The sequence below is a fragment of the Plantibacter sp. MDV22-iso1 genome (genome assembly GCF_058408345.1).
Window position 1 is genome coordinate 110,628 of sequence record NZ_JBZVDY010000004.1, and the last position, 26,158, is coordinate 136,785.

Below are 26,158 nucleotides of genomic sequence, written 5' to 3' on the forward strand. Positions count from 1 at the left end.
TCGAGGCGCTACTTCAGGGACATCCCCTGGGTCTCGGGCGAACCCGCTCCGAGGTACATGCCCTCGATCGTCTCCGCGAAGTCCTTGAGGATCACGTTCCGCTTGATGCTGAGCTTCGGCGTGAGGTGCCCGCTCGCCTCCGTGAGCTCGTCGTCGAGGATGACGAACTTGCGGATCGACTCCGCGCGGGACACCTTGGTGTTGGCCTCGTCGATGGCGCGCTGGACGGCGGCGAGCACCGCGGGGTTCCGAGCAGCCTCGGCGGCGCTCATCGAGGCGTCCTGGCCGTTGTTGGCGAGCCATGACGGCAGCATCTCGGTGTCGAGCGTGATGAGGGCGCTGATGAACGGCTTCTGATCGCCGACGACGACGACCTGGCCGACGACCGGGGTCGCGCGGATCGGGTCCTCGAGCGCCGCCGGGGCGACGTTCTTCCCGCCGGCGGTGACGATGATCTCCTTCTTCCGCCCGGTGATCGTGAGGAAGCCGTCGGCGTCGAAGGAGCCGATGTCGCCGGTGCGGAACCAGCCGTCGTCGAAGGCCTCCGCCGTCGCCTCGGGGTTCTGCCAGTACTCCTTGAAGACGTTGATCCCGCGCACCTCGACCTCGCCGTCGTCGGCAATGCGGAGGGAGACGCCGGGGAGCGCCGGTCCGACCGTCCCGATCTTCGACTTCTGGGCGAGGTTGACCGTCGCGGGCGCGGTGGTCTCGGTGAGGCCGTAGCCCTCGAGGATCACGATGCCGAGCGCGTGGAAGAAGTGACCGAGTCGCGGACCGAGTGGAGCGCTGCCGGAGACCGCGTACCGCACCCGGCCGCCCATGGCCGTGCGGATCTTCGACAGCACGAGGCGGTCGAGGACCCGGAACTTCACCTTCAGGCCGAACGGCACGGAACCGCTCTCGAGGGCCTTCGAGTAGGCGATCCCGGTCTCGGCGGCTGCACGGAAGATCTTGCCCTTGCCGCCGGCCTCCGCCTTCTGCTCGGAGGAGTTGTAGACCTTCTCGAAGACCCGGGGGACCGCGAGGAGGAACGTCGGCTTGAACGTGCCGAGCGAGGGGAGCAGCTGCTTCGTGTCGGGCTGATGGCCCGTCTTCACGCCGGAGTGCACGCACAGCACGGCGATGAAGCGCGCGAAGATGTGCGCCGTCGTGATGAAGAGGAGGGTGGAGGCACCGGGAGCGGACACGACGTCCTTGAGTGCGACTGCCGAGTTCCGCGACAGCTCGACGAAGTTCGAGTGGGTGAGGACGCACCCCTTCGGCCGACCGGTCGAGCCGGAGGTGTAGATGAGGGTCGCCATGTCGGAACCCACGGCGAGGTTGCGACGGCGTTCGATCTCCTCGTCGGGGACGTCGACGCCGGCGGCCGCGATCTTGTCGAGGTCACCGAGGTCGATCTGCCAGACCCGCGCGACGTCGGGGAGGTCACCGTGCACCTCGTCGAAGCGGGCGAACTGGTCGGGTGTCTCGACCAGCACGCTGGTCGCTCCCGAGTCGCTGAGGATCCACTGCACCTGGCTCGGCGAGCTGGTCTCGTAGATCGGGACGAGGAGTGCTCCGGCGAACCAGACGGCGAAGTCGATGAGGGTCCACTCGTACCGGGTCTTGCACATGAGCCCGATCTTGTCGCCGGGTTCGATCCCCGCGGCGACGAGGCCCTTCGCCAGGGCGACGACCTGCGCGTGGAATTCGGCGGTGGTCACGTCCACCCACTCCGACCCGCGGGGAACGGCGAACAGCGCGGCGTCGGGCGCAGCAGCCAGGCGCTTCACGAGCAGATCGGTCGCATTGGCGGATGGGTCTGCTGCGACGACTGCAGGGACGTCGAACTGTTCCACGGCAACTCCTTCGGTACCAGGTCGGCAAGATGTTGCTCCATCCTAGAGCACGGGTGTTTGCGCGGTTTCTGTGGCGCGCAGACGCTCAGTAGACTCGACTGCGGCGCGCGGGCGACCGACTCGACTGACGGTCGGTCACACGCCGCTGCCGGTATCGGCGACATCAGGACAGGGAGACGGCACCGTTATGGCAAACGCGATCGGCATCGACATCGGCGGGACGAAGATCGCGGGCGGGGTCGTCGACGACGACGGCCGGATCCTCGCGGCCGGGCGCACGCCGACGCAGGCCTCCGATCCCGACGCCATCATCGACGACGTCGTCGCCATGGTCCGGTCCTTGGACGACGGCAGCATCTCGAGCGTGGGCGTCGCAGCGCCGGGGTTCTTCGACGCCACGCGCTCGACCGTCTACTACTCGCCGAACATCGCCTGGCGGAACGAGCCCCTGCAGGCCCGGCTGGCCGCGCGGCTGCCCGACAAGGTCGTGACGATCGAGAACGACGCGAACGCCGCGGGTTGGGCCGAGTTCCGGTTCGGTGCGGGGCGCGAGGAACGCAGCATGGTCATGGTGACGATCGGCACGGGAGTCGGCGGGGCGATCGTCCTCGACGACCGGCTGCTGACCGGTGGCTTCGGCAGCGGTGCGGAACTGGGACACATGCGCCTCATCCCGGACGGTCTGCCCTGCGGCTGCGGCGCGCGTGGCTGCGTCGAGCAGTACTGCTCGGGGAACGCGTTGCTCCGGCTCGCGAACGAGGCAGCGGACGCCGGTGGCGACGGTGCCGCCCTCGCCCGAGCCCGTGCCGCGGCCGGCGGGCTGCTGAACGGACACCACGTCTCCGCCCTGCTCGAGTCCGGCGATCCCGGCGCGCTCCGGTGCCTCAATGAGCTCGCCGATCTGCTGGGGCAGGCTCTTGCGAGCATGTCGGCCATCCTCGACCCCAACATCTTCGTGATCGGCGGCGGCGTCGCCCAGGCCGGCGACCTCCTCCTGGACCCCGTTCGTGAGGCGTTCCTGACACACCTCCCGGCGCGCGGGTTCCACCCGGAGCCGTCCTTCAGCATCGCGCAGCTCGTGAACGACGCCGGGGTCATCGGCGCCGGCGATCTCGCCAGGAGCGCCCTCGTCCTCGGCTGACGACGACGGCAAGACGGAGGAGCACGATGTTCTACTGGTTCATGAAGTACCTGGTCGCCGGCCCGATCCTCAAGTCGATCTTCCGGCCGTGGGTGATCGGCGCCGAGAACATCCCGGAGCACGGCGGCGCGATCATCGCCAGCAACCACCTGTCCTTCATCGACTCGGTGATCCTCCCGCTGTGCGTCGATCGGCGGATCTCCTTCCTGGCCAAGAGCGAGTACTTCCGCGGCAAGGGTTTCGGCGGCTGGGCCACGAAGACCTTCATGCTCGGCACGGGGCAGCTCCCGATCGACCGGTCGGGAGGTAAGGCCTCCGAGGCCTCGCTCAACACCGGACTCGCGGTCCTCGGTGGCGGTCACCTGCTGGGGATCTATCCGGAGGGCACCCGTAGCCCCGACGGGACGATGTACCGCGGCCGCACCGGCGTCGCGCGGATGGTGCTCGAGGCCGGGGTCCCCATCGTCCCCGTCGCGATGATCGACACCGAGAAGGTCATGCCCATCGGCACGAAGCTGCCCCGGATCCGTCGGATCGGGATCGTCATCGGCAAGCCGCTCGACTTCTCGCGGTTCGAGGGCATGGAGGGGGACCGCTTCATCCTCCGCAGCGTCACGGACGAGTTGATGGTCGAGCTCCGCAAGCTCTCGGGCCAGGACTATCGCGACGTCTACGCCACGAGCGTCAAGGAGCGCGCCGCGTCGGCGTGACGCTAAGCTGAAAAACCGGGCCGCGATCGCGGTCCGTTCCCCCTTCCGGGCGGGCTCCGGAGCGCGTCCGGTCGAAGAGAAACAGGAAATCCGTGTCCCACGCTACAGAACCAGTCGTCATGGCCGAACCCTCGGTGATCGCCGGACTGGACTATTGGCGTGAGCTGCCGATCAAGCAGCAGCCGTCATGGCCGGACCAGGCCGCGGTGGCGCGTGCCTCCGCCGAACTTGCGACCCTCCCTCCGCTGGTCTTCGCCGGCGAGGTCGACATCCTGCGCGACCGGTTGGCCCGGGCGGCGAGCGGCAACGCGTTCCTGCTCCAGGGCGGCGATTGCGCCGAGACCTTCGCCGGTGCGACGGCCGAGCAGATCCGTAACCGCGTGAAGACGGTTCTGCAGATGGCCGTCGTGCTCACGTACGGTGCGTCGATGCCGGTCGTCAAGATGGGCCGGATGGCCGGGCAGTTCGCCAAGCCGCGCTCCAACGACTCCGAGACGCGGGGCGACGTCACCCTGCCCGCCTACCGCGGCGACATCGTCAACGGCTACGACTTCACCCCGGAGTCGCGCACGGCCGACCCCGCTCGGCTCGTCAAGGGGTACCACACCTCCGCATCGACGCTGAACCTCATCCGGGCGTTCACCCAGGGCGGGTTCGCCGACCTCCGCGAGGTCCACAGCTGGAACAAGGGGTTCGCCGCCAACCCGGTGAACCACCGCTACGAGGGACTGGCGCGCGACATCGATCGTGCGATCAAGTTCATGGAGGCGGCCGGAGCCGACTTCGACCAGCTGCGGGGTGTCGAGTTCTACTCGAGCCACGAGGCGTTGCTCATGGACTACGAGCGACCGATGACGCGGATCGACTCGCGGACCGGCACGCCGTACAACACCTCCGCCCACTTCGTGTGGATCGGGGAGCGGACCCGCGAGCTCGACGGCGCGCACGTCGACTTCCTGTCGCGAGTCCGCAACCCGATCGGCGTGAAGCTCGGCCCGACCACCTCGGCCGACGACATGCTGCGTCTCATCGACAAGCTCGACCCCGAGCGTGAGCCCGGGCGCCTGACGTTCATCACGCGGATGGGTGCGGGCAAGATCAGGGACGCCCTGCCTCCGCTGCTCGAGGCGATCAAGGGTGCCGACGCGACGCCGCTCTGGGTCACCGATCCGATGCACGGCAACGGACTCACGACGCCCACCGGCTACAAGACGCGTCGCTTCGACGACGTCGTGGACGAGGTCAAGGGGTTCTTCGAAGCCCACCGCTCCGCAGGGACGCACCCCGGCGGCATCCACGTCGAGCTCACCGGCGACGACGTCACCGAGTGCCTGGGCGGCTCGGAGCAGATCGACGAGGCCACCTTGGCGACGCGGTACGAGTCGCTGTGCGATCCTCGCCTCAACCACATGCAGTCGCTGGAGCTCGCCTTCCTCGTGGCGGAGGAACTCGCCGCCGCGAAGTAGGTCTCACACGACGAAGCGCCCGTGCCGGATCCGGCATGGGCGCTTCGACGTGTGACAGCCGTGTGGGTCGAGCAGGTGTCGCCGTGGCTACAGACCGAAGTCGGTGATGTTGACGGTCGAGCCCTTCTTGACGGACTTGCCCGCCGGGGGATCGGTCTTCTTCACCTTGAAGATGTCGCGGAAGGCCTCTGCCACGGCGATGTCACCGACGGTGAACCCGGCGTCCTGGAGTGTCGTGATGGCCTGATTGATCGTCTGGCCGGTGGTGTCGGGGACGGCGACCAACTCGACGCCCTTGGACACGATCAAGGTCACGTCGTCGCCCGGGATGAAGGCCGTCTCGTTCCCGTCCGCATCGGTCTTGGCCTGGATGCCGATGACCTGCCCAGCGGGGATCGTGTCGTCGAACGCCTCGTCGGAGGTCCCCACGCCGAGCCCGACGGATTCGAGGGCGTCGCGCGCCTGATCCGGCGTCATCCCCGAGACCGAGGGCACCTGTCCGGCCGACACGAGCAGCGTCACCGTGGAGCCTTGGAAGGACGGCCCACCCTGGCTGTAGTCGGCTCCCGAGGTCGCGTCGGTCGCCGCGAGCACGATGTCCTTCGCGATGCTCGGGTCGAACTGCTGGTTCACGGTGCCGACGGCGACGCCGAGCGCGTCCAACTGCTGTTCGGCGTCGGACTGTGCGAGCCCGGCGAGGACCGGGATGTCCACCGGCTGCGGTCCCTGGGAGACGAGGACCGTGACGGAGCTGCCCTTGTCGATCTTCGAGCCGGACGGCGGATCACTGCCGGCGACCGTGCCGGCCGGGACGGTGAGGCTGAACGTCGCGCCTTCGACGGGCACGAAGCCCAGCTCCACGAGTTTGGCTGACGCCTGGTCGAAACTCCCGTCGGCGACGTTCGGGACCTCGACGAGCGAGCCGGGGCCCTGGCCGAAGTACCATCCGGTCCCACCGGCGAGCGCGGCGAGCATGAGGACGATCGTGAACAGCGCGACGCCCACGCGGCTGCGCTTGCGCGCCTTCGTGGCGAGCTTGCCCGGACCGTCCGTCGCGTCGGCGCGCACCGGGACCTGCTGCGGTTTGGTGTTGCGGCCGATGACCTGGGTGACGTCGTCGGCGTGCTCGCTCGAGTAGGAGGCCGGCATGACGATCGTGGGCTGCGCCCCGGTGGCGACCGAGGTGAACCCGAGACTGGACTCGATGGACCGCAGGCGGTCGAGCATCTCGCCGGCGTTGGACGGACGATCGTCCGGTTCGCGCTCCGTGGCCCAGAACACGAGGTCGTCGAGTTCCTTCGGGACGGCGGGGTTCTTGGCGCTCGGTGCGGGGACCGACTCGTTGGCGTGCTGGTAGGCGATCTGCATCGGCTGCTCGCCCTTGTAGGGCTGCTCGCCGGTGAGCATCTCGTAGAGCATGATCCCGAGTGCGTAGATGTCGCTCCGCGCGTCGGCCTGTCCACGGGTGACGAGTTCGGGGGAGAGGTAGGCGATCGTCCCGAGGAGTGCCTGGCCGGTGGCCGTGTTCGCGCTCGCGGCTCTCGCGAGGCCGAAGTCGCCGATCTTGATGCGCCCGTCGTCGGCGAGCAGGACGTTCTCCGGCTTGACGTCGCGGTGGACGATGCCGGCGCGGTGCGCGGCGGCGAGACCGGACAGCACGGCGTCGAGGATGTCGGCGGCCTGCCGAGGGGTGAGCGTGCCGTTGTCGCGGATGAGGTCGCGGAGGGTGATCCCCGGCAGGTGCTCCATGACGAGGTAGGCCATGTCGGAGTCCTGGCCCTGGTCGAACACGCTGACGACGTGAGGGTTCGCGAGCCGGGCGGCGGAGCGCGCCTCCTGGATGAAGCGGTTCTTGAACGTCGTGTCGTCCGAGAGATGGCCGTGCATGACCTTGATCGCGACGCGCCGTTCCAGCCGGAGATCGGTGGCGAGGTACACCGTCGCCATGCCGCCCCGGGCGATGCGTGAGCGCACCTGATATCTCCCGTCGAGGAGACGGCCGATCATCGGATCGGTCTGCTGGTTGCTACTCACCAGTCGAGTGTATGGAACGTCGGGCGCGAAGAGCTGTCAACACCCCGGGAGGGCGGCGAGGCGCCCGGATCGTTACCCGAACGCGATCCGACGGCGCCGAGCGGAGCGCGGTCGTGGCAGACTGCTGTGCGTGACTGAGCAGAATTCCGAACTCGTGTGGTTCACCCTTCCCGATCTGGCGACCGAACTCGGGCTGCCGATCCGACGCATCCGCCAGTACCTCGAGGAGCGCGACCTCCTCGCCGTCCGGCGCGACGGCGTGCTGCAGGTGCCGTCGTCGTTCATCGCGGACGGCGGGCCGGTGCACAACCTGCGCGGCACGCTCACGCTGCTGTCCGACAACGGCTTCGACGACGAGGCCGCGATGGTCTGGATGCTCGAGGACGACGACGCGATCGGGACCTCCCCGATCCAAGCCCTCCGCGAGGGACGTCGTTCCGAGGTCCGCCGGGTGGCTCAGGCGCTCGCCTGATCCTGAGCTGTCCGAGCCGGACGGCTCAGGTCTCGCGGCGTGCGACCGCGACCGCGAGGCCGCGCAGGTGGGCCCGGGCGTCGTCGTTGATCGGAGCCTCGCCCAGTGCGGAGAGTGCCCTTGCGACGTGGTCCTGGATGAGCTTCTCCACCTGGTCGACGGCCCCGCTGTCGCGGATGGTCGCCTGGAGCAGGCCGATCTGGTCGTCGTCGAGTTCGGGGTCCCCGAGCAGCTCGTCGAGGATGGCGCGCGCGCCCGGCTGGAGGGCCTCCCTCGTGAGCGCGATGAGGATGGTCCGCTTGCCCTCGCGGAGGTCGTCGCCACTCGGCTTGCCGGTCACAGCGGGATCGCCGTAGACGCCGAGGAGGTCGTCGCGCAGCTGGAACGCGATGCCGAGGGGGAGGCCGTACCCGCGGAGCGACGCGAGCTGCTGTTCGTTCCCGCCGCCGAGGAGCGCCCCGAGCGCGAGCGGGGACTCGATGCTGTACTTGGCCGATTTGAAGATGAGGACGCGCTCGGCCCGGCGGCGCTGTTCGTCGTCGGCGGCGTCGCGCCAGGCGCGCTCCTCGAGGATGTCGAGGTACTGGCCGGCCGTGACCTCGGTCCGCATCCGGTTGAACTCGGCCCGCGCTGCGCGAGCGGCGGTGCGGTCGTCCAGCTGGTCGAGTCCGTCGTCGAGGAGTTCGTCACTCCAGCCGAGGAGCAGGTCGCCGAGGAGCGTGGCGGCTCCGGTACCGAAGGTGGTCGGGTCGCCGTCCCATCTGCTGCGGCGGTGCAACTCCGCGAAGGAGACGTGAGCCGACGGTGCGCCACGGCGGGTGTCGGAGTTGTCGATGATGTCGTCGTGGACGAGCGCTGCGGCATGGAACAGCTCGAGTGCTCCACAGGTCGCGATGACGGTCTCGAGGCCGCCCTGACCGCTGGCGTGTCTCCCGGTCGAGACGGCCTGCCAGCCCCGGAAGCAGAACTGTGCTCGGAACCGCTTCCCACCGCTGAGAAATTCCCGGGAGAAGTCGAGGAACGGGGAGAGCTCCGGGCCGATCTGCGCGACAATGGAGCTTCGCGAGGAGAGAAAGTCGGAGAGCCCGCGGCCCACCAGGGTGGCGAGTTCATTGCTTTCGATCACGCACCTAGCCTAGTCATGCTTCGGTGGCTAGACTCGATCAACAACGTCGCGTCGTGTGACCTTGAGGGGAATCAGATGCCACTTTCAGAGCAGGAGCAACGGCTCCTCGATGAGATGGAACGCCACCTCTACCGCAGCGATGCCGATTTCGTCTCCAAGGTCAGCGCTGGCGCGGGCAAACCGAGTTACCGCGGAATCGCGCTCGGCTCCCTCATCGCGGTGGTCGGGGCGATCGGCCTCGTGCTCGGAGTCGTGATCCAGCAGCCCATCGTCGGTCTGCTCGGGTTCGCGATCATGCTCACGGGCGTGCTCGTGGCGACGAAACCGACCCGGGCTCCGCTCGAACAGCCGCGTCCTCGTCAGGCGGCTCCGGCCGGCCAGAAGTCGTCGCGTCTGATGGACCGCTTCAACGATCGCTGGGACAAGCGTCAGTCAGGCGACGAACGCTAGCGAGGCCCGGTCAACCGGTCGCTCCTCGGTCGGCCACCTGACTCCACTTCGCTCCCTCGCGGCGCCGCCGCACCACGACCCTGAACGGGGCCGATCTTCGGATCGGCCCCGTTTCGTCGTTTCGGGCCCTCCCTGATCGTCCCGGGTATGACAAAACCCCTCCATTTCCCTCCACCCCGCAGAGTCCTGACTTTGCGGGGTTTTTTCATGGGCAAATGGACCAATGTGGGGGAATGTGCTGCATTGGTGGTGCAAAGTGGAGTAAAGTGGAGCCCAACCAAGATGTTGGCCAGAACGATTGGGGGCGGGGGCGTATGTTCCTCGGTAGTCACGCCCCCAAACTCGACGAAAAAGGCCGCATCATCCTGCCGGCGAAGTTCCGCGATGAGCTCTCCGGCGGGGTCGTCATGACTCGAGGCCAGGAGCACTGCATCTACGTCTTCAGCACGCGGGAGTTCGAGGCGCTCCACGAGAAGATCCGCCAGGCTCCGGTCACCAGCAAGCAGGCCCGCGACTACCTGCGCGTGTTCCTCTCCGGAGCGAGCGCCGAGACGCCCGACAAGCAGCACCGCGTGACCATTCCGTCCAACCTCCGCCAGTACGCCGGGCTCAGCCGCGACCTCGTGGTCATCGGCGCCGGCAGCCGCGCGGAGATCTGGGACGCCGAGGCATGGGAGTCCTACCTCGCCGAACAGGAGAGCGTCTTCTCCGAGACCGCCGAGGAGGTGATCCCCGGACTCTTCTAGTGCCCTGCCCTCTGACTCCCAGCCGTCCCGCCCTGACACACTTCCCCGGTGCCAGGTCGGAGCCCGCCCTGACACACTTCCCCGGTGCCAGGTCGGAACGGATGGGGATCAGGGGTCAGGGACCGTCCGGATTACGCATATGGCCATCAACGACATCCACACACCGGTCCTCCTCGAGCGATGCATCGAGTTGCTCGCCCCCGCCGTGTCACACGAGGGCGCGGTCCTCATCGACGCCACACTCGGCATGGCGGGACACGCCGAGGCCATGCTCGAGCGGTTCCCGCAGTTGACCCTCATCGGGCTCGACCGCGACCTCGACGCGCTCGACATCGCTCAGGAGCGGCTCGCGCGCTTCGGGTCGCGCGCTCGGTTCGTCAAAGCCGTCTACGACGACATCGACGAGGCGGCCGAGGAGCTCGGGTTCCCGCAGGTGGACGGGATCCTGTTCGACCTCGGTGTCTCCTCGCTGCAGCTCGATCGGACCGAACGCGGCTTCTCGTACTCGCAGGACGCGCCCCTCGACATGCGGATGGACGCGTCGAGCGAGCTGACGGCGGAGACGATCCTCGCCACCTACGACGAGGTCGCGCTTCGGAAGATCTTCTGGGAGTACGGCGACGAGAAGTTGGCGCAGCGCTACGCACGCCGCATCGTCGAGGAACGCCAGCAGCGACCCCTGACGAGTTCCGGTCAGCTCGTCGAACTCATCGATCGGGCCACTCCGGCGGCCGCACGTCGCACCGGACACCCGGCCAAGCGGGTCTTCCAGGCGCTGCGCATCGAGGTCAACGCGGAGCTGTCGGTCCTCGAGGCCGCCGTGCCCCGCGCTCTCGACCTGCTTCGGGTCGGAGGCCGGATCGTGTTCCTGTCGTACCAGTCGCTCGAGGACCGGATCGTCAAGCGCGAGCTCCAGGCGCGGGCGAAGTCGACCACGCCGGCGGGGCTGCCCGTCGAGCTCCCCGAGCACAGCGCGGAGCTGAAGCTCCTCGTCAAGGGCGCCGAACTCGCCACCGAGCCCGAGATCGACGAGAACCCCAGAGCGAAACCCGTGCGACTCCGCGCGGCCGAACGGCTGAGGAGGCCAGCATGAGCGGAGCGACCGCAGCACTCGATCTCGCACCAGAACGGCTCGGACGCGCTCGGCCGCAGCCGACCCGGACGGCCCCCGAACGGCAGCACATCCGTGCGGTCACGACCGGGGCGCGCTCGAAGCTCCGACCACGGCCGATGTACGCGGTCATCGTCGTCGGTGCGGTCGTCGCCATCGTCGTCGGTCAGTTGCTCCTCAGCGTCGGGTTGAGCCAGGGCGCATACCAGATCCAGCAGCTCGAGGGGAAGCAGGTCGAACTCGGCCGCACCTCGGCCGCGCTGGCCGAGGACCTCGACCGCCTGGCCTCGCCCCAGTACCTCGCCGTGAACGCGCAGGCACTCGGCATGGTGGGCAACTCGCTCCCGACCTACCTCCGACTCTCCGACGGTGCCGTGCTGGGGACGCCCACGCCGGCGTCGGCGAGCACGAGTCCGATCTTCAACGCCGCCCTCGTGCCGAACGCACAGGCCGCGACGCTCCCGCTCGTCGGCGGGCAGAACGCCGCCGCCGCAGACGGCGCGTCGAGCCAGGAAGCGGTCACCCCGCCCGTACCGTTGCAGGACGGGCTGCCGTCGCCGACCACACGATGACCGGACGGCTCACGGTGAAGGACGACGCCCTGCTCGGAGGTGCGACGTCGGGAGAGGACGCGGTGCGGGCATCATGGTGAGACACACGAAGACCACGCGCCGACGCCTCGCGTTCACCATCGTCGCGGTCTCCATCGTGATGACGCTCTTCGTCCTGCGTCTGGTGGACATCCAAGTGGTCCGCGCGAGTGCCTTGAGCGCCGAATCCCTCGAGAAGACCGAGACGGGTGACACGATCCTCGCCACCCGCGGCAACATCCTCGCCTCCGACGGTTCGGTGCTCGCCGAAGCGGTCATGCGGTACAGCATGGCGGCATCTCCGAAGGACGCCGGTCCGTTCGAACGCGACGTCGACGGCGCCGAGCAGACGATCACCCTCGAGCAGGCGACGAACGAGATCGGCGCGATCATCGGCAAGCCCGGTCCGGAGGTCCTCGCGCTCATCACGGATGCCCTCGCCGCGGACAAGGACTCGCTTTACGCCCTCATCGCGAAGAAGCTCACGCTCGACCAGCTCCGAGCGCTCAAGGCGCTGGAGATCCCGTGGACGACCTTCAAGGAGGAGCCCTACCGGGTGTACCCGAACGGTGCGGTCGCCGGCAACATCGTCGGCTTCGTGGGCGAGGAGGGCGAGGCCCAGGCGGGCGTCGAACTCATGGAGAACTCCTGCCTCGCCGGCAAGGACGGTCGCACGACGTACGAGAAGGGCAGCGGCGGTCTCCCACTCCCCGGCACCACGGTGACGAAGCCGGCGAAGGACGGCGGCGACGTCGTGCTCACGCTCGACAAGGACATCCAGTGGTTCTCGCAGCAGTCGCTCGCCGCGCAGGCCGAAGCGGTCGGTGCGAGCTGGGGCGTCGTCACGGTGATGGAGGTCAAGACCGGCAAGCTCCTCGCCGTCGCCGAGTACCCGGCCGTCGACCCCGGCAACGTCAGCGCGACGCCGTCCGAGGACCGAGGCTCACGGGCCTTCGCCGCGCCGTTCGAACCGGGATCGACGTACAAGTCGCTCACCGCCGCGGCGCTCATCGATCAGGGTGTCGCGAATCCGAACTCCCAGGTGGTCGCTCCGTTCCGGTACAAGCCCTCGAACGGTGCCGACATCAACGACAGCGAGTTCCACGCGGATCTGAACCTCACTCTGTCGGGTGTCATGGTCGAATCGTCCAACACGGGGATCTCGCAGTTCGGCGAGAAGATGAGCGCCGACACCCGCTACGCGTACTTCCAGAAGTTCGGTCAGCTCCAGAAGACCGAGGTCGGCTTCCCGAGCGAGTCCGGTGGCCTCATGGCGGACCCTGCGGACTGGGACAACCAGACGGACTACGCGACCATGTTCGGTCAGGGCTTCTCGACGACCGCGATCCAGGGCGCCAGCCTGTACCAGACGATCGCGAACGGCGGTGTCCGCATGCCCGTCCAGCTGGTCGAGGGGTGCCGGAACGCCGACGGCACCATGACCGACGTCCCCGACGCGACCGGAACCCAGGTCGTCTCCGCCGACGCGGCGAAGCAGGTCAGCGACATGCTCGAGATGGTCGACCAGGAGAGCTGGGTCGCCAAGAACGTCGACGTCCCCGGCTACCGGGTGGCCATGAAGACCGGTACCGCACAGCAGCCCGACGGCGACGGCGGCTACAGCTCGAGCTACCTCGTCTCGATGGCCGGTTTCGCCCCTGCGGAAGCGCCGCAGTTCGTCGTTTCGGTGAACCTGGCCGACCCGGTTAAGATGAATTCATCGGCTGCAGTCGCTCCCATCTTCCGGGATGTGACCACCCAGGTGCTGAAGAGCAGGGGAGTGCAGCCGTCCACGGAGCCGGCACCGAACCTGCCGCTCAGATTTTGAACGACCTCATGAAGGATGGGCTCAGCGTGAACAATCAGGGCCCGATCAGCCTCAGGCCGGAACATCCGCAACGGCGGGCGCTCTCGCAGCTGGTGACCGAATTCGACCTCGACCTGCACGGCTCGGCCGACGGCGTGGAGATCAGCGGCGTCAGTCTGAGCTCCGGTGCCGTCGAGCCCGGTGACCTCTACATCGGCATGCCGGGTGTCCGCGCCCACGGTGCCGCGTATGCGGAGCAGGCGAAGGAACGCGGCGCGGTCGCCGTGCTCACCGACGACACCGGACGAGACCTGGCCGCAGCGGCCGGCTTGCCGATCATCGTCGTGCCCGAGCCGCGTGCCGCGCTCGGGCACCTCGCAGCCTGGGTCTACCGCACCGCCGAGGAGCCGCCGACGCTGTTCGGCGTGACCGGCACCAACGGCAAGACGAGCGTGGTCTACCTCCTGAGCGGCATGCTCGCGCAACTCGGGATCGTCGCCGGGCTGAGCTCCACTGCGGAGCGGCGCATCGGCGACCTCGCGGTGACGAGCTCCCTCACCACGCCGGAGGCCAGTGAGCTGCACGCGCTACTCGCACGCATGCGCGAGTCCGAAGTGCGCGCGGTCGCCATCGAGGTCTCCGCCCAGGCGCTGACCAGGCACCGCGTCGACGGCATCGTCTTCGACGTCGTCGGCTTCACCAATCTCAGTCACGACCACTTCGACGACTACGGCGACTTCGACGAGTACTTCGCGGCCAAGCGGGAGCTGTTCGAACCCGATCGCGCACGACGTGGTGTCGTCACGATCGATTCCGAGTGGGGCGGCCGACTTGTCGAGCAGAGCCGGATCCCGGTGACGACCCTGACGACCCGCCCGGAGGTCGACGCCGACTGGCGCATGACGATCCTCGAGGAGACCGCCGGTTCCACGTCGTTCCGCCTCGACGGCCCCGGCGACCAGGTGCTCGTGACGAGCGTGCCGCTGCTCGGCTGGTTCATGGCGGCGAACGCCGCGCTCGCGATCGTGATGCTCGTCGAGTCCGGTGTGGAGTTCGACATGATCGCCCAGGCCCTCGAACGGGACGGTGGGATCGACGCCTACATCCCCGGGCGTGCCGAGCGGATCAGCGGCGACCGCGGCCCGGTCGTGTACATCGACTACGGGCACAGCCCCGACGCGTTCCTCAACACCCTCGCGGCCATCCGCGCCGTCACGCCGGGCCGCGTCATCATGGTGTTCGGCGCCGACGGAGACCGCGACACGACGAAGCGTCGCGACATGGGCGCGATCGCGGCCCGGGGTGCCGACGTCGTGGTGGTCACCGACTTCCATCCCCGGAGCGAGGACCCGGCGTCGATCCGACGCGTGCTCCTCGAGGCCGCCCGCGAAGCCGCACCGGACGGCGAGCTGCACGAGGTCGCCGACCCGGCGACCGCGTTCCGCACGGCGCTGGCGCTGGCCGGTCAGGGCGACACCATCCTCTACGCCGGACCCGGGCACGAGGACTACCACGAGGTGGCCGGCGTGAAGCTCCCGTACTCGGCGCGCGACGACTCGCGCGACGCGCTGCGTGAGGCAGGGTGGCTCTGATGATCGACCTGACCCTCACCGAGATCGCCGCGGCGACTGACGGCCGACTGATCCCCGGTCCGGCTGACCCCGGCCTCGTCGTGTCCGGCGTCGCCGACACCGACTCCCGACTCGTCACGCCCGGCGACATCTTCGTCGCGAAGCCCGGCGAGGAGACCGACGGACACCTGTTCGCCGATGCGGCGGTCGCCAACGGCGCCGCCCTGCTCATCGTCGAACGGGAGCTGGCCGTCGCCGTGCCGCAGATCGTCGTCGAGAACTCCGTGACCGCGCTCGGTGCCCTCGCCACCGAGGTCATCACGAGGGTGCGCGCGCTCGGACGACTCCGGATCGTCGGTATCACCGGCTCCAACGGCAAGACCACGACCAAGAACCTCCTCGCCGCGGTCCTCGAGCGCGTCGGGGAGACGGTCAGCCCCAAGGCCTCCTTCAACAACGAGGTCGGAGCGCCGATCACCATGCTGCGCGTGACGAACGAGACGCGGTTCCTCGTCGCGGAGATGGGTGCCAGCGGCATCGGCGAGATCGCCAGACTCATCCGCATGGCGAAGCCCGACATCGGCGTGGTCCTGAAGGTCGGACTCGCGCACGCGGGGGAGTTCGGCGGGATCGAAGCGACCGTCACGGCGAAGACCGAGATGGTGTCCGAGCTGCTCCCGGAGGACGTCGCCGTCCTCAACCTCGACGATCCACGGGTGGCCGGTATGGCCTATGCCACCCAGGCACGCGTGCTCTGGTTCGGCCTCGACGATCGCGCCGCCGTTCGCGCGACCGACATCGTCGCGACGGCGTCCGGAACCGCGTTCACGCTGCACCTGCCCGACGGTTCCTCAGCGCCCGTCCGGTTCAAGGTGCTCGGTGAGCACCACGTCATGAACGCCCTCGCCGCGGCCGCAGCCGCCCACGAACTCGGTGTGGAGATCGACCTCATCGTCGACGCCCTCGAGAGCGTGAGTCGGGCGGAGCGCTGGCGGATGGAGCCCCTCGGTGGACGCCACGACGTGTCCATCATCAACGACGCCTACAACGCCAGCCCCGACTCGATGTCGGCCGCCATCCGGACCCTCGCCCAGATCGGTGCTGAACGCGGCCGGACCATCGCGGTGCTCGGTGCCATGAGCGAACTGGGCGACTGGGCGGGCGAGGAACACGACCGGATCGGGCTCCAGGTCGTCCGGCTCGGCATCGGCCGCCTCGTCGTGGTCGGCCCCGAGGCCCGCCGCATGCACATCACCGCGATCAACGAGGGGTCGTGGGACGGGGAGTCGGTGTACTTCGCGACCGCGGACGAGGCGTTCGCGTACTTGAGCGCGGAGATCGCCCCGGGCGACACCGTGCTCGTCAAATCGTCCAACGCGGCCGGACTCCGGTTGCTGGGCGATCGACTGGGGGAGTTGTACGCATGAGAGTCCTGTTGGCCGCGGGAGCGATCTCGCTGGCGTTCTCCCTCTTCTTGACCCCGTTGTTCATCAGAGCGTTCCGCAAGCTGGCCTGGGGCCAGTTCATCCGTGACGACGGACCACAGAGCCACCACACGAAGCGCGGGACCGCGACGATGGGCGGCGTCATCATCATCGTCGGCACCCTCGTCGGTTTCTTCGCGAGCTATCTGATCTTCCAGGAGCAGGTCGGGGTCTCGGCGCTCCTGGTCCTGCTCATGATGGTCGGCCTCGGCATCGTCGGATTCATCGACGACTTCCTGAAGGTCCGGAAGAAGCAGAGCCTCGGCCTCGGCGGGTGGGCGAAGGTCGCCGGGCAACTCATCGTCGCGACGGTCTTCGCCGTCCTCGCGATCAACTTCCCGAACACCGAGGGGTTCACCCCGGCGTCGACGAACATCTCGATCATCCGCGACATCCCGATCAACTTCATGGCGATCGGCATCCCGGTGATCGGCATCCTGCTGTACATCCTCTGGACCTCGGTGATCGTGGCCGCGACGTCGAACGGCGTGAACGTCACCGACGGGCTCGACGGGCTCGCCACCGGCGCCTCGATCCTCGCGATCGGCTCGTACATCATCATCGGCTTCTGGCAGTTCAACCAGTCGTGCTTCAGCTCTTCGCTCGCCTCCGACGTCGCCTACAAGTGTTACGACGTCAGGGATCCACTCGACCTCGCCGTGGTCGCAGCGGCGATCGTGGGAGCACTCATCGGGTTCCTCTGGTGGAACACCTCGCCGGCGCAGATCTTCATGGGTGACAGCGGGTCGTTGGCGCTCGGTGGAGCGCTCGCGGCTCTGGCCATCCTCAGCAAGACCGAGCTCCTCCTGGTGCTCGTCGGTGGTCTCTTCGTCATCGAGGCCGGTTCCGTGATCGTTCAGCGGGTCTACTTCAAGGCGACCCACGGCAAGCGCATCTTCCTCATGAGCCCCATCCACCACCACTTCGAGCTCAAGGGTTGGGCCGAGGTCACCGTCGTCGTCCGCTTCTGGATCATCGGCGGTCTGCTCGTCGCCGCGGGTGTGGGTTCCTTCTACCTCGAGTGGCTGAGCCGATGAGCGCTGAGCGCCTCGACGGGCTCCGCAGCTGGCACGCCGACTGGCGTGGTCTGCGGGTCGCCGTCCTGGGACTCGGGATGAGCGGGTTCTCCGTCGCTGACACCCTCGCCGAGCTCGGCTCGGAGGTACTGGTCCTGGCAGGCGAGGCCGCGGACGAACGCGCCGAACTCGTCGGCGTCATCGGTGCGCGGCTCATCCAGCGGGACCTGTCGACCGTGCCGTCAGAGCTCGTCGAGTTCGCTCCGGAGCTCGTCGTCGTCTCACCCGGATTCCACCCCGACCACGCCGTCGTCACGTGGGCGCAGGCGGCCGGGGTCGCCGTCTGGGGTGACATCGAGCTCGCCTGGCGGGTCCGCGACAAGGTCGGCACCCCGGCCGAGTGGATCTGCGTCACCGGCACGAACGGCAAGACCACCACCGTTCAGCTGACGGCGTCGATGCTCGTCGAGGCGGGCTTCCGCGCGGCGCCCTGCGGCAACATCGGCGTCCCGGTCCTGGACGCCGTCCGTGATCCGCAGGGCTTCGACTTCTTCGTCGTCGAGCTCTCCAGTTACCAGTTGCACACCCTCGGCCTGCAGGGCGGTCGGAGCATCGTCTCACCGCTCGCCAGCGTCTGCCTGAACCTCGCCGACGACCACCTCGACTGGCACGGCTCAGCCGAGGCGTACCGGGCGGCGAAGGCCGTGGTGTACGAGAACACGAAGGTCGCGTGCGTCTACAACCGCGCTGACGCGGCGACCATGTCGATGGTCGAGGAGGCCGAGGTCGTCGACGGCGCCCGCGCCGTCGGGTTCGGCCTCGACGTCCCCGGACCGAGCGACTTCGGCGTCGTGGACGGCATCCTGGTGGACCGCGCGTTCCTCGACGACCGTCGGACGAGCGCCCTCGAGATCACGACGGTCGAAGCGCTCGCCCAGCGCGGACTCGCCGCTCCGCACATCGTCGCCAACATCCTGGCGGCCGCGGCACTCGCCCGGGCCGCCGGCATCACGGTCGAGGCGGTGCGCGACGCCCTGCTGTCGTTCGGCCTGGACGCGCACCGGATCCAGCTCATCGCGCGAAGGCTCGAGGTGGACTGGATCGACGACTCGAAGGCCACCAACCCGCACGCCGCCGACGCCTCGCTCGCCGCCTACCGCTCGGTGGTGTGGATCGTCGGAGGCCTGTTGAAGGGCGTCTCGATCGATCGTCTGGTGGAGCGGCACGCCGACCACCTGCGCGCGGCCGTCGTGATCGGCGCCGACCGCTCGGAGGTCCTCGCGGCATTCGCGCGACACGCGCCGACGCTGACCGTCATCGAGGTCGACGCAGCGGAGACTGAACACGTCATGCCGGAGGCCGTTCGCCGGGCCGCCGAGGTCGCGCAGGCAGGGGACACCGTGCTCCTCGCTCCTGCAGCCGCCTCGATGGACCAGTTCACGGACTACGGACACCGTGGTCGCCTGTTCCAGGCCGCCGTCGAAGCAGAGCTGGGAGGTGAGGCGGATGATCGATCCGCCTCGCGCTGACCCGCGCCGCGCGCGGTCCTCGTCGTCCCGGATGACGACGACCGCCTCAGGCAGTGGGACACCCGACGCGCCGACGTCGCCGAAGGGCATGTCGAGTGCACGGATCTCGCTGGGCAAGGTGCTGCGTCCGGAGTCGAAGAACTATTTCCTCCTCCTGGGTGTCACCCTTTTCCTCGTCGGGCTCGGGCTCGTCATGGTGCTGTCCTCGTCCTCCGTCGAGTCCTACGAGGCCGGCGACGGGTATTTCGGGCTGTTCTGGCGCCAGGCGACCTTCGCGATGATCGGTGTCCCGCTCATGCTGATCGTGAGCCGCTTCCCGGCACGGTTCTGGAAGAAGTGGGCGTGGGTGTTCCTCCTCGTCGCCATGGGCCTGCAACTGCTCGTCTTCACACCGCTCGGCTACGAGATCGGCGGCAACCGCAACTGGATCGAGATCGGCGGCTTCACCGCGCAGCCCTCGGAAGCGGTCAAGCTCGCGCTGGTCGTGTGGCTTGGGCTCGTGCTGACGATCAAGCAGCCGCGTCTCCTTGAATGGAAGCACGCCCTGATCCCGGTCATCCCCTTCGCCGGTCTCTCCATCGGCCTCGTCCTGCTCGGTGGCGACCTCGGTACCGTCGTGATCATGGCCCTCATCGTGTTCTCGGCGCTGTACTTCGCCGGAGTGCGACTGCGCTACATCGCGATCCCGGTGGTCGCCGGGGCCGTGCTGTTCCTCATCATGGCCGTCACGAGCGCCAACCGCATGCAGCGCATCATGGCGTTCTTCGGCGACGGCAAGGGCGACTACGAGAACGCCGACTGGCAGTCGACCCACGGCACGTGGGCCCTGGCGAACGGCGGCCTCTGGGGCGTCGGTCTCGGCAACTCGCGCGCGAAGTACGGATGGCTGCCGGCGATCTCGAACGACTTCATCTTCGCGGCGATCGGCGAGGAGCTGGGCCTCATCGGCGCCGTCCTCGTCCTCGGACTGTTCGTCTTCCTCGCCGTCATGTTCATCCGGGTGATCCGTACCAGCGACGACTCCTTCGTCCGGATCACCACCGGCGCCATCATGGCCTGGATCATCGGCCAGGCACTCGTGAACATCGGCGTCGTCCTCGGAGTCCTCCCCGTGCTCGGCGTGCCGTTACCGCTCCTGTCCTCGGGCGGCACGGCGCTGCTCACCACCCTCGTCGCGATCGGGATCGTCCTGTCGTTCGCCCGGGAGCGGGGGCGCCCCGCGTCCCAGCAGTCCCGTCGGTCACCCGCTCGACGTCCCCAATCCTCCGGAGTCACCCGATGACGACCTTCCTCCTGGCCGGCGGCGGCACCGCCGGCCATGTCAATCCGCTGTTGGCGGTGGCCGACGGCCTCCGCGCCAGAGACCCTGAGGCGACCATCCTCGTGGTCGGTACGGCGGAGGGCCTCGAGGCGCGACTCGTCCCGGAACGCGGCTACGAACTGCTCACGATCCCCAAACTGCCCTTCCCCCGCCGGCCGAACATCGATGCGCTCCGCTTCCCCGGTCGCCTCCGCCGGACGGTCGCAGCCGTGGTCGCGATGATCCGGGAGCACCGGGTGGACGTCGTGATCGGTTTCGGCGGCTACGCGGCCGCACCGGCGTACACGGCGGCCAGGCGCGCCGGTGTTCCGCTGGTCATCCACGAGGCGAACGCCCGTCCGGGCCTCGCGAACCGGCTCGGCGCGAGGTACACGCCTTACGTCGGTGTCGCCTTCCACCACACGCCCATCCGCAACGCACGCTTCGTCGGCATGCCGCTGCGTCGCGAGATCGAGGAGCTGGACCGCGAGGCGCTCCGGCCGGCGGCCCTCGCGGAGTTCGGCCTCGTGCCGGACCGACCACTGCTGCTCGTCACCGGCGGTTCGCTCGGTGCGAGACGGATCAACGCGACGATGAGCCAGAGCGCCGAAGACGTCGTCGCGGCAGGTTGGCAGGTGCTCCACATCACGGGTGCGAAGAGCGAGATCTCGGATCCCGGTGTCGACCACTACCACCTCCTCGAGTACTGCTCCCGGATGGAACTCGCCATCGCCGCCGCCGACTTCGCGGTGTCGCGTGCCGGCAGCGCCACGGTCAGCGAGCTGTGCGCGGTCGGGCTCCCGGCCGTCTACGTCCCCTATCCGGTCGGCAACGGTGAGCAGCGCTTCAACGCCGCCGACGTCGTGCGGGCCGGGGGAGCGGTTATGGTAGATGACGCGCAGTTCGTGCCGGTCTGGGTGCGTGAGCACCTCGTCCCGTTGCTGAGCGATCGGCACCGGGTGGACGACCTGGCCGCCCAATCCAAGAGCGTCGGCGTCTCCGACGGCACGGCTCGCGTCATCGCCCTCATCGATGAGGCGCTCCAACCATCGGTGCAGCGCGTGCGCGGCCGGTGATCCAGTCTTCCCAGAAAGCGTGACACCGTGATCAAGCCAGACCCCACCGTCGAGATCCCCGCCGACCTCGGCGTCGTGCACTTCGTCGGCATCGGCGGCAGCGGGATGAGCGGCATCGCCCGGTTGTTCGTGAGCGCCGGATCGCGTGTGACCGGCTCGGACGTGCGCGAGTCGAAGAACATCGACGCACTGCGCGAGCTCGGCATCCCGGTCGCCATCGGGCACGATGCACGGAACGTCGGCGACGCTGACACCCTCGTCGTGACCGGAGCGCTCTGGGCTGACAATCCCGAGTACCTGCTCGCGAAGGAACGGGGTCTCACGATCCTGCATCGATCACAGGCGCTCGCATGGCTGACCTCCGGGACGCGACTCATCTCCGTCGCGGGGGCCCACGGGAAGACGACGTCGACCGGCATGATCATCACGGCGCTCCTGGAGCTCGGTGCCGACCCCAGCTTCGTCAACGGTGGCGTGATCGAGTCCCTTGGGCTGAGCTCGGCCAGAGGCGCCGGAGAGCTGTTCGTCGTCGAGGCGGACGAGTCGGACGGTTCGTTCCTGCTCTACGACACGGCGGTCGCGCTCATCACGAACATCGACCCGGACCACTTGGACCACTACGGCTCGCTCGAAGCGTTCGAGCAGGCGTTCGTGACCTTCGCCCAGCAGGCACGCGAACTCGTCGTCATCTCCTCGGACGACGCCGGTGCGGTCCGGATCACCCCGGCGCTCCGCGAGGCCGCGGACGGCAAGCGTGTGCTGACGTTCGGAGAGGCCGCCGACGCGGACGTCCGACTGCACGACGTCGGCTCCACCGGTCCGGTCTCCTTCCAACTCAGCTACGAGGGCACCAGCTACGCGGCTACCCTCCGCGTGCCCGGGCGCCACAACGCCGTCAACGCGGCCGGCGCCTTCGCGGTCCTCGTCGGTGTCGGATTCGACCCGGCGGACGCGCTCCGAGGCATCACCGCCTTCGGCGGGACGCAGCGCCGATTCGAACTGCACGGTGTCGTCGACGGTGTGAGCGTCTACGACGACTACGCGCACCACCCCACCGAGGTCGCCGCAGCCCTCGCCGCAGCGCGCACCGTGGTCGGCGACGGACGCATCATCGCCGTCCACCAACCGCACCTGTACAGCCGGACCCGACTGTTCGCCCAGGAGTTCGCCGACGCCCTCGAACGGTACGCCGACCACACGGTCGTGCTCGAGGTCTACGGTGCGCGCGAGGACCCCGAGCCCGGCGTGACCGGTGCGACCGTGTCGACCCGGTTCTCCGACGCGGACCGCGTCGCGTACATCGACGACTGGCAGCGCGCCGCGGACTACACGGCGACGGTCGTGCGACCAGGCGACTTCGTCATCACGCTCGGATGCGGCGACGTCTACCGGATCGTTCCGCAGCTCCTCGAGGCCATCGCCGGTCGCGAGTCCGTCTGATGGGCGTCCGGTGAAGCGCCCGGACGGCTTCGACCCCGCGGCCAGTCCGCGCCCCGAGCGTCAGACACGGCCGGCGGTGTCGGCCCCGGTCGACCGTGGCGGTGTGCCCGCTGAGCCCGGCGGCGAGCAGGAGACGGACGTCATCGAGCTGGACGCCGCGCGGCTCCGGCCGAAGCGGTCGGACGCCGGCGCACCGTCCAAGCCGTCGGGCTCCACGGCGAAGGCGAAGTCGAAGTCGGCGTCAGGCACATCGACGGCGGCGCCGTCCTCGACGGTCGGAGCGAAGCCGGCGGCGACGTCCTCCGCCTCGTCTACGGCGACCATGGAGCGCCCGGACGAACCGGAGGACGAGGCGTTCCTCACCCCGCGTGAGGCCGCCAAGCTGCGACGTCGTCATGAACGCCAGGAGATCCGTCGGTTCACGGCCCGCAAGCGAGGCCGCCACCGTCCCTGGGTGATCGCCGCCGCGATCCTCGGCGTGCTGATCGTCGTCTCGCTCGCGGGCGCCTATTCGCCCCTGCTGGCCGTCCGGTCCATCGAGGTCGTCGGTGCGAGCCGGGTGAACCAGGCCGAGATCACCGAGGCGCTCAGCGACCAGCTGGGTCGCCCGCTCGCCCTGGTCGACGCTGGCGCCGTCAAGGCGGTACTCGTCGGGTACCCGCTCATCGCGAGCTACTCCCTCGAATCCCAGCCCCCGAGCACGCTCGTCGTGCGGATCGTCGAACGCGAGCCGGTGGGCGTCCTGCAATCAGGGTCGGTGTACACCCTCGTCGACGCCGCCGGGGTCACCATCGAGCGCAGCGACCAACCGATCGCCGGGTATCCCACGCTCATGGTCACCGGTGGCCCGACCTCCAAAGGCTTCGTCGCCGCGGCCGCAGTGATCCGGGCGTTGCCGACGGATCTGCGCGCCCGAGTGGCGTCCGTTTCGGCGTCGACCGCGGACGACGTCACCCTCACGCTCGTGGACTCGCCCGCCGAAGTCGTGTGGGGGAGTGCGGAGGACTCGGTCCTCAAAGCGCGGATCCTCGCGACCACGATGGCGGCCACCGACCCGTCCCAGGTGAACCAGTACGACGTGTCGTCGCCGTCCGCCGCCATCGTCCGCTGAGGAAGCGCACCGGGATATTCCCGTCGATGTGCCGACACGCCCGGAAGCGTCCCGACACGGTCGGGGCTGGGCCCTAACGTCGTGCTCAGGACAGAAAATGCATACGCAGCATAACTTTAAACCTTAACTAGAGGTTGAGAGTTCTCACGGAGGCCTGAAGTGACTACAAACCAGAACTACCTCGCCGTCATCAAGGTCGTCGGTATCGGCGGCGGCGGTGTCAACGCGGTCAACCGCATGATCGAGCTCGGCCTCCGAGGCGTGGAATTCATCGCCATCAACACGGACGCGCAAGCGCTGCTGATGAGCGATGCCGACGTCAAGCTCGACGTCGGCCGCGAGATCACCCGCGGCCTCGGCGCCGGTGCCGACCCCGAGGTCGGACGCCGCGCGGCGGAGGATCACGCCGAGGAGATCGAAGAGGCGATCGCCGGAGCCGACATGGTGTTCGTCACCGCCGGCGAGGGTGGCGGCACCGGAACCGGTGGCGCACCCGTCGTGGCGCGGATCGCGAAGTCGATCGGTGCGCTGACCATCGGTGTCGTCACGAAGCCCTTCGGCTTCGAGGGTCGTCGCCGTCAGGCCCAGGCCGAGCTCGGCGTCGCCCGCCTGAAGGAGGAGGTCGACACGCTCATCGTCGTGCCGAACGACCGCCTGCTGGAGATCAGCGACCGCGGCATCAGCATGCTCGAGGCGTTCGCGACCGCCGACCAGGTACTCCTCGCCGGTGTCCAGGGCATCACCGACCTCATCACCACCCCCGGCCTCATCAACCTCGACTTCGCCGACGTCAAGTCGGTCATGCAGGGAGCCGGCTCCGCCCTCATGGGTATCGGCTCCTCGCGCGGCGCGGACCGTGCCATCAAGGCGGCTGAACTCGCCGTCGCCTCCCCGCTGCTCGAAGCGAGCATCGAGGGTGCCCACGGTGTCCTGCTGTCCATCCAGGGTGGCTCGAACCTCGGTATCTTCGAGATCAACGACGCCGCCAAGCTCGTCCAGGAGGCCGTGCACCCCGAGGCGAACATCATCTTCGGTGCGGTCGTCGACGACACCCTCGGCGACGAGGTGCGCGTCACGGTCATCGCCGCCGGATTCGACGGTGGCGAGCCCCTCACCAGGACGGCGGCCTCGCCTGCCGACGCGGTCATCTCGGGCGGCGTCATGAGCACCTCGGACGAGGCACCCAGTGCTCCGATCAGCACCTCGGCCAGCGCGGCCTCCGAGTCGTCCGAGCACCGCTCGGCACCTGCTGCGGCGCCGGTCGCCTCCGGCGGTGACTGGGGCTCCAGGCAGAACGCGTCCTCGCCCTTCTCCGGCGCGACGCACCGCCAGCCTGAAGCGGTCGTCGAGACCGCCGTCGTCGACCCCTCGTTCGACGACGAGGGCGAGCTGGACATCCCCGACTTCCTGAAGTAGTGGGCGGCGACTCGATCACCCCGGCCGGATCGGGCTCTTCGGAGCCCGATCCGGCTCTGGTCGATCGCCTCGCGGCGATCCGCGGCCGCGTCGCAGACGCCGCCCGGGCGGCCGGCCGCTCCCACGAGCCGACGCTCATCGTCGTGACGAAGTTCCATCCGGTCGCACTCGTGCAGCAGCTCGCGGCCGCGGGGATCACCGACGTGGGGGAGAACCGACACCCGGAGGCCCGAGACAAGGCCGAGGCGGCCGCCGGACTCGGGTTGCGGTGGCACTTCATCGGCCAGTTGCAGACGAACAAGGCCAAGCAGGTGCGCCGATACGTCGACGCCGTGCACTCGGTGGACCGCCCCGAACTCCTGCGCGCGCTGTCATCACCGGACCGCCTCCTCGAGGTGTTCCTCCAGGTGAACCTGACCGACGACCCGGGTCGCGGCGGTGTGGTCGGCGATGCGGCGCTGGAAGCGCTCGCCACGGAGACGCTCGAAGCCCAAGGCGTCCTCCTGCGAGGTGTGATGGCCGTCGCCCCGCTCGACGAGCCACCGGCCGATGCGTTCGCGCGCGTCGTCGCGGCGTCCGCGCGGGTGCGATCCCTCGCTCCGCAGGCCGACGGTCTGTCGATCGGGATGAGCCACGACTACGTCGAGGCGATCGAAGCGGGCGCGACACACCTACGCATCGGCACGGCAATCACCGGGAATCGTCCGGTGTGACGTTAATCTCG

Annotated in this window: 22 protein-coding genes; 19 read left to right on the forward strand and 3 right to left on the reverse strand. The window is 68.7% G+C overall.

Going from position 1 to position 26,158, the window contains the following annotated elements; all coding sequences use genetic code 11:
• Positions 1-8: 8 nt before the first annotated feature.
• Positions 9-1,838, reverse strand: a complete 1,830-nt coding sequence (locus tag AC4PMY_RS17560) for an AMP-dependent synthetase/ligase (protein ID WP_071260288.1) — start codon at positions 1,836-1,838, stop codon at positions 9-11.
• Positions 1,839-2,025: 187 nt separating this feature from the next.
• On the opposite strand from AC4PMY_RS17560, the gene AC4PMY_RS17565 reads away from it, so the two are divergent.
• From AC4PMY_RS17565 to AC4PMY_RS17575, 3 genes are all read left to right on the forward strand, one after another.
• On the forward strand, positions 2,026-2,979 hold the full coding sequence (locus AC4PMY_RS17565) for an ROK family glucokinase (RefSeq protein WP_064297010.1): 954 nt from the start codon (positions 2,026-2,028) through the stop codon (positions 2,977-2,979).
• 26 nt (positions 2,980-3,005) lie between these two features.
• Positions 3,006-3,689, forward strand: coding sequence for a lysophospholipid acyltransferase family protein (locus AC4PMY_RS17570; protein WP_064297009.1), 684 nt, complete (start codon positions 3,006-3,008; stop codon positions 3,687-3,689).
• 119 nt (positions 3,690-3,808) lie between these two features.
• Positions 3,809-5,155 (forward strand): class II 3-deoxy-7-phosphoheptulonate synthase, encoded by a 1,347-nt coding sequence (locus AC4PMY_RS17575; protein WP_064297008.1) that lies wholly within the window; start codon positions 3,809-3,811, stop codon positions 5,153-5,155.
• Between the two features lie 87 nt (positions 5,156-5,242).
• Here AC4PMY_RS17575 and pknB read toward each other — a convergent pair whose 3' ends face one another.
• Positions 5,243-7,189, reverse strand: a complete 1,947-nt coding sequence (pknB, locus tag AC4PMY_RS17580) for a Stk1 family PASTA domain-containing Ser/Thr kinase (protein ID WP_491623306.1) — start codon at positions 7,187-7,189, stop codon at positions 5,243-5,245.
• Between the two features lie 130 nt (positions 7,190-7,319).
• On the opposite strand from pknB, the gene AC4PMY_RS17585 reads away from it, so the two are divergent.
• Entirely contained in the window at positions 7,320-7,661 is a 342-nt protein-coding gene (locus AC4PMY_RS17585) for an Rv2175c family DNA-binding protein (RefSeq protein ID WP_064297006.1), read from the forward strand.
• Positions 7,662-7,686: 25 nt separating this feature from the next.
• Here the strand turns inward: AC4PMY_RS17585 and AC4PMY_RS17590 are convergent, their stop codons facing one another.
• Entirely contained in the window at positions 7,687-8,787 is a 1,101-nt protein-coding gene (locus tag AC4PMY_RS17590) for a polyprenyl synthetase family protein (protein ID WP_064297005.1), read from the reverse strand.
• Positions 8,788-8,862: 75 nt separating this feature from the next.
• On the opposite strand from AC4PMY_RS17590, the gene AC4PMY_RS17595 reads away from it, so the two are divergent.
• The 15 genes from AC4PMY_RS17595 (at position 8,863) to AC4PMY_RS17665 (ending at position 26,147) form a co-directional block, all read left to right on the forward strand.
• The gene (locus AC4PMY_RS17595; protein WP_064297004.1) at positions 8,863-9,237 is read left to right on the forward strand and encodes an SCO2097 family morphological protein; all 375 of its coding nucleotides are present in this window, start codon (positions 8,863-8,865) and stop codon (positions 9,235-9,237) included.
• 314 nt (positions 9,238-9,551) lie between these two features.
• A complete protein-coding gene (gene mraZ, locus AC4PMY_RS17600; protein ID WP_064297003.1) occupies positions 9,552-9,983 on the forward strand; it encodes a division/cell wall cluster transcriptional repressor MraZ in 432 nt (143 codons plus the stop codon).
• Between the two features lie 139 nt (positions 9,984-10,122).
• Positions 10,123-11,076 carry a 16S rRNA (cytosine(1402)-N(4))-methyltransferase RsmH gene (gene rsmH / locus AC4PMY_RS17605; protein ID WP_064297002.1) on the forward strand — a complete coding sequence of 318 codons (954 nt, stop codon included), beginning with the start codon at positions 10,123-10,125 and terminating at the stop codon, positions 11,074-11,076.
• Positions 11,073-11,666, forward strand: coding sequence for a cell division protein FtsL (ftsL, locus tag AC4PMY_RS17610; RefSeq protein WP_064297001.1), 594 nt, complete (start codon positions 11,073-11,075; stop codon positions 11,664-11,666). Before rsmH ends, ftsL begins: the two co-directional genes overlap by 4 nt.
• Positions 11,667-11,739: 73 nt before the next feature.
• Positions 11,740-13,512 (forward strand): peptidoglycan D,D-transpeptidase FtsI family protein, encoded by a 1,773-nt coding sequence (locus AC4PMY_RS17615; RefSeq protein WP_064297000.1) that lies wholly within the window; start codon positions 11,740-11,742, stop codon positions 13,510-13,512.
• Between the two features lie 26 nt (positions 13,513-13,538).
• Positions 13,539-15,083 carry a Mur ligase family protein gene (locus AC4PMY_RS17620; RefSeq protein WP_231884435.1) on the forward strand — a complete coding sequence of 515 codons (1,545 nt, stop codon included), beginning with the start codon at positions 13,539-13,541 and terminating at the stop codon, positions 15,081-15,083.
• Positions 15,083-16,489, forward strand: coding sequence for a UDP-N-acetylmuramoyl-tripeptide--D-alanyl-D-alanine ligase (locus tag AC4PMY_RS17625; RefSeq protein WP_491623307.1), 1,407 nt, complete (start codon positions 15,083-15,085; stop codon positions 16,487-16,489). The genes AC4PMY_RS17620 and AC4PMY_RS17625 overlap by 1 nt, the downstream gene beginning before the upstream one ends.
• On the forward strand, positions 16,486-17,583 hold the full coding sequence (mraY, locus tag AC4PMY_RS17630) for a phospho-N-acetylmuramoyl-pentapeptide-transferase (protein WP_064296998.1): 1,098 nt from the start codon (positions 16,486-16,488) through the stop codon (positions 17,581-17,583). The genes AC4PMY_RS17625 and mraY overlap by 4 nt, the downstream gene beginning before the upstream one ends.
• Entirely contained in the window at positions 17,580-19,091 is a 1,512-nt protein-coding gene (murD, locus tag AC4PMY_RS17635) for a UDP-N-acetylmuramoyl-L-alanine--D-glutamate ligase (RefSeq protein ID WP_491623308.1), read from the forward strand. The genes mraY and murD overlap by 4 nt, the downstream gene beginning before the upstream one ends.
• Positions 19,069-20,373, forward strand: coding sequence for a putative lipid II flippase FtsW (gene ftsW / locus AC4PMY_RS17640; protein WP_064296996.1), 1,305 nt, complete (start codon positions 19,069-19,071; stop codon positions 20,371-20,373). The genes murD and ftsW overlap by 23 nt, the downstream gene beginning before the upstream one ends.
• Positions 20,370-21,467 (forward strand): UDP-N-acetylglucosamine--N-acetylmuramyl-(pentapeptide) pyrophosphoryl-undecaprenol N-acetylglucosamine transferase, encoded by a 1,098-nt coding sequence (locus AC4PMY_RS17645; protein WP_064296995.1) that lies wholly within the window; start codon positions 20,370-20,372, stop codon positions 21,465-21,467. Before ftsW ends, AC4PMY_RS17645 begins: the two co-directional genes overlap by 4 nt.
• A 27-nt stretch (positions 21,468-21,494) precedes the next feature.
• Complete coding sequence (murC, locus tag AC4PMY_RS17650) at positions 21,495-22,907, forward strand: UDP-N-acetylmuramate--L-alanine ligase (protein WP_064296994.1); 1,413 nt, start codon at positions 21,495-21,497, stop codon at positions 22,905-22,907.
• A 103-nt stretch (positions 22,908-23,010) separates the two neighbouring features.
• Entirely contained in the window at positions 23,011-24,018 is a 1,008-nt protein-coding gene (locus tag AC4PMY_RS17655; RefSeq protein ID WP_491623309.1) for a cell division protein FtsQ/DivIB, read from the forward strand.
• Positions 24,019-24,177: 159 nt separating this feature from the next.
• The gene (ftsZ, locus tag AC4PMY_RS17660) at positions 24,178-25,434 is read left to right on the forward strand and encodes a cell division protein FtsZ (RefSeq protein ID WP_064296993.1); all 1,257 of its coding nucleotides are present in this window, start codon (positions 24,178-24,180) and stop codon (positions 25,432-25,434) included.
• Entirely contained in the window at positions 25,434-26,147 is a 714-nt protein-coding gene (locus tag AC4PMY_RS17665; RefSeq protein ID WP_231884433.1) for a YggS family pyridoxal phosphate-dependent enzyme, read from the forward strand. The genes ftsZ and AC4PMY_RS17665 overlap by 1 nt, the downstream gene beginning before the upstream one ends.
• The last annotated feature ends 11 nt before the right edge of the window (positions 26,148-26,158 follow it).

What these genes read in the sequence shown, in the direction of transcription:
- AC4PMY_RS17625 (WP_491623307.1), top strand. Translation starts at nt 15,083, where the DNA reads ATGATCGACCTGACCCTCACCGAGATCGCCGCGGCGACTGACGGCCGA.
- AC4PMY_RS17565 (WP_064297010.1), top strand. Translation starts at nt 2,026, where the DNA reads ATGGCAAACGCGATCGGCATCGACATCGGCGGGACGAAGATCGCGGGC.
- AC4PMY_RS17615 (WP_064297000.1), top strand. Translation starts at nt 11,740, where the DNA reads ATGGTGAGACACACGAAGACCACGCGCCGACGCCTCGCGTTCACCATC.
- AC4PMY_RS17575 (WP_064297008.1), top strand. Translation starts at nt 3,809, where the DNA reads ATGGCCGAACCCTCGGTGATCGCCGGACTGGACTATTGGCGTGAGCTG.
- mraZ (WP_064297003.1), top strand. Translation starts at nt 9,552, where the DNA reads ATGTTCCTCGGTAGTCACGCCCCCAAACTCGACGAAAAAGGCCGCATC.
- mraY (WP_064296998.1), top strand. Translation starts at nt 16,486, where the DNA reads ATGAGAGTCCTGTTGGCCGCGGGAGCGATCTCGCTGGCGTTCTCCCTC.
- AC4PMY_RS17570 (WP_064297009.1), top strand. Translation starts at nt 3,006, where the DNA reads ATGTTCTACTGGTTCATGAAGTACCTGGTCGCCGGCCCGATCCTCAAG.
- AC4PMY_RS17595 (WP_064297004.1), top strand. Translation starts at nt 8,863, where the DNA reads ATGCCACTTTCAGAGCAGGAGCAACGGCTCCTCGATGAGATGGAACGC.
- ftsW (WP_064296996.1), top strand. Translation starts at nt 19,069, where the DNA reads ATGATCGATCCGCCTCGCGCTGACCCGCGCCGCGCGCGGTCCTCGTCG.
- rsmH (WP_064297002.1), top strand. Translation starts at nt 10,123, where the DNA reads ATGGCCATCAACGACATCCACACACCGGTCCTCCTCGAGCGATGCATC.
- ftsL (WP_064297001.1), top strand. Translation starts at nt 11,073, where the DNA reads ATGAGCGGAGCGACCGCAGCACTCGATCTCGCACCAGAACGGCTCGGA.
- murD (WP_491623308.1), top strand. Translation starts at nt 17,580, where the DNA reads ATGAGCGCTGAGCGCCTCGACGGGCTCCGCAGCTGGCACGCCGACTGG.
- AC4PMY_RS17645 (WP_064296995.1), top strand. Translation starts at nt 20,370, where the DNA reads ATGACGACCTTCCTCCTGGCCGGCGGCGGCACCGCCGGCCATGTCAAT.